The sequence below is a fragment of the Deinococcus betulae genome (genome assembly GCF_020166395.1).
Lineage (GTDB): Bacteria > Deinococcota > Deinococci > Deinococcales > Deinococcaceae > Deinococcus > Deinococcus betulae.
Genome location: NZ_JAIQXU010000066.1, coordinates 1 through 2,730, shown reverse-complemented (window position 1 = coordinate 2,730; position 2,730 = coordinate 1). Strand labels below are relative to the sequence as shown.

Annotated in this window: 3 protein-coding genes; all 3 read right to left on the bottom strand. The window is 68.9% G+C overall.

Annotated features, from left to right (window positions below):
- Positions 1–15 precede the first annotated feature (15 nt).
- Positions 16–465: a hypothetical protein gene (locus K7W42_RS22595; RefSeq protein ID WP_224577663.1), complete on the bottom strand. Its 450-nt coding sequence runs from the start codon at positions 463–465 to the stop codon at positions 16–18.
- Positions 452–856: a hypothetical protein gene (locus K7W42_RS22590; protein ID WP_224577661.1), complete on the bottom strand. Its 405-nt coding sequence runs from the start codon at positions 854–856 to the stop codon at positions 452–454. Before K7W42_RS22590 ends, K7W42_RS22595 begins: the two co-directional genes overlap by 14 nt.
- Positions 857–958: 102 nt before the next feature.
- On the bottom strand, positions 959–2,730 hold a 1,772-nt coding region (locus K7W42_RS22585), incomplete at its 5' end, for a hypothetical protein (protein ID WP_224577659.1).

The window sequence follows — 2,730 nt, the reverse complement described above, 5'->3', positions numbered from 1 at the left end:
TCCTTGGTGGTGTCGTCAACGGGCATGCGGCCACCGCAGCACCCGGTGCTGGAACCACTCGACGCGCACCAGGTACAGCCACAGCGACCGCGTGAACAGCGCCAGCCCGTACCCGCCGAACAGATAGAACACCACGCTGCCGAAGATCAGTTCCGCCCCCACCCAGAACATCGTCCCGGTAAAGAACATCCAGAACGCACTGAAGGCCGTGGTCAGCAGCCCGAACGGCACGCGGGTCGGCACCCGCCAGAGCAGCACGGCCGCGCCCAGGTGCCACAGGCCCCAGAGGTTGAACCCGAAGCTGTCGTCAAACGCGCTGTAGCCCTGGAAGAGCAGCGGAATGTTCGGGCGGAGAATGGCCACCAGCCCGAACAGCAGGTGCGCGGCCACCAGGACCATGCGCAGGGCCCAGGCCGCCCCGTCCCAGAACACGGGGTCGCGGAAGCGGGACTCACGGCGCTGCACGGAGTACCTCCCCAGGACGCCAGCGCTCGGGCTGACCGGCCCGAGCCGCGTTGTACTCCCAGCGCCAGGTGTACAGCGTCCAGAGTTCACTCCTGGGCACGGGTGACTTCAGGGGCTGCCCGGCGGCCCCAACTTCCCAGGCGCCCTGTTCGGGCTTGATGGGCTGGTAGGGGGCACCATTGCGCCTTGTGCTGGTGGTGCTGGACTTGCGCACGCGCAGCACCGTGCCGAACGGGCAACCGGGGGCGAGGCGCAGCGCCGCGCGGAAGGTCACGCCCAGGGTGTAATCGGGCACCACTTGCAGGCGGCAGGCGGGGGGTCCAGGGGGCACGACCAGCAGGGCCAGGGCCGCACTGGGCAGCAGGATCAGCAGTAGGAGTAAACGGCGCATAGGCCTCCTTTGGCCAGCAAACAAACCGCCGCCCCAGTGCTGGCGACCTGGGGCGGGCGAGTGGGACATAGATTCAGGGTGATGCGGCGCGTGACACCCCGCTCAGGTCAGCGCCACGGCCGTGCCGTCCAGGTACTGCCACTGGTTGCTGCCGCCCGCCGCCCCCACCATGACCAGCGCGAGTTTGCCGGCCTCAGGGTTGCTGACCAGCTGCACGGTCCCCAGCAGATACGGCGGCGGCAGCGCCGCGCGCGTGGTCCGCGCCAGCCCTACTGGTCCAGCAAACGTCATCAGGTTGCGCAGCCCGTTGAGAAACCAGATGCCCTGTGTGCCGCCCGGCGTCAGCGCCACCATCTCATAGTCGTTCTCGTGTGTCTGATACACCGGCCGCACCTCATGGCCCCGGCCATACCCCCGCAGCCGCTGCACCGCCGTCTGCTGCGTAGCCAGCCCCACGCCACCAATCACATTGCGCCGCACGCTGCCGCGCACCACCGTCCAGTCCGCAATCCGGCGGTACTCATCGGGCTGATTGGCCGTCCCCGTCTGCTCCGGCCGGTGGTCCAGCACCAACAGTGTTGTGCTGGCCGCACTCTGGACCGGCGCCTGCACGCGGCGGATGTCGGTGAACAGGTGGCACTCCCCGCTCCCCACGTTGAAGCCCACACCGTCGTCGTGGACCGGGCCGGTGTTGTACCCCGCCATCACGCCGCCCCGCGCTTCGTAATACCCCTGGGCATTGGCGTGGTGAGCCGACACCCCAGCCACGAACAGGTTGTACCAGGGCCGCGCGGCCCCGTCACAGGGGATGTTTTCCGCGTACGGGTTGTCCTCTGTCAGGCGGTTGCCGCGCTCAATGTCGCCAATCCAGCGCAGGGACTCGTACACCACGTCCCGCGTCACCAGGTCATACACGCTGTCGGCCGCCAGGTGCCGGGCACGGTCACAGATGGTTTCGCCCTTGTAGGTCACGGCCTGCTCCACATGCGTGGTGCTGACCCGGGCCGCGCCCCCTGTGGCCCGCATGCCGGTCACGAACGCCCGGCAGACGATATTGCGCACGGTCGTGCCCATGCTGTTGTCCAGTCGGTACAGGGTGTCGAAACCCTCCACGTAGATGCGGTTGGTTTCGCCGCCCACATCCACGTAGGCCGCGTCTTTGAGGTCCACGTACATGTACCCCTGACCCCGCGCCGCCTGGGCCAGCTTGGCACTGAAGCCCAGCAGGCTGCCGGTGCGGGTGTACCCGAAGGTAGGCACACTGGCCGTGTCGAACCGGAACAGACTGGTACTGCCATCGGTGGGCTGGACCAGAAACGCGGTGTTGCCCGCCTCCAGGTTGTCCGACTCGATGCCGCCGCCCAGATACCGCGCCACCAACCGGGCCGGAATCACGATCTGTTTGGTGAGCGTGTAGTTGGCGCCTGGAGGCGCCAACACGTGGAGCTCGCCGCCGTAGCGCCCGGTGCCCTGAGCGGACACGGCCGCGAGCATGGCGTCCTGGAGGCGGTCACTGAGGTCGGTCCCGACCGGGACCCGGCTCAGGTTCAGCACGAACGGGCCATTGACCTCGCGTTTGCGGTAGAAGCCGGCACCCGGCACGAGGAAGTGCAGGCCGCTGATGGGGGTGCTCGGCGGCTGGGCCATGGGGAGAAACCGGTCCCCCCCCGCGATGGTGGCCACCGTGGGGTCGGCAGCCACGGGCGAGGCCAGCATCTCGGTGACCCCAGGGAAACTCACCGCGTCCCGCACGCCCGTGGCCACCGCGCTGACCGCGCCCAGCTGGGCCGTGGTGGCGGTGGGCTGCCCGACGGTCACCCAGGCGCCCGAGGTGGTGTGGGGGGTCCAGCGCAGCAGCTGCGTCGCCCCCTCGG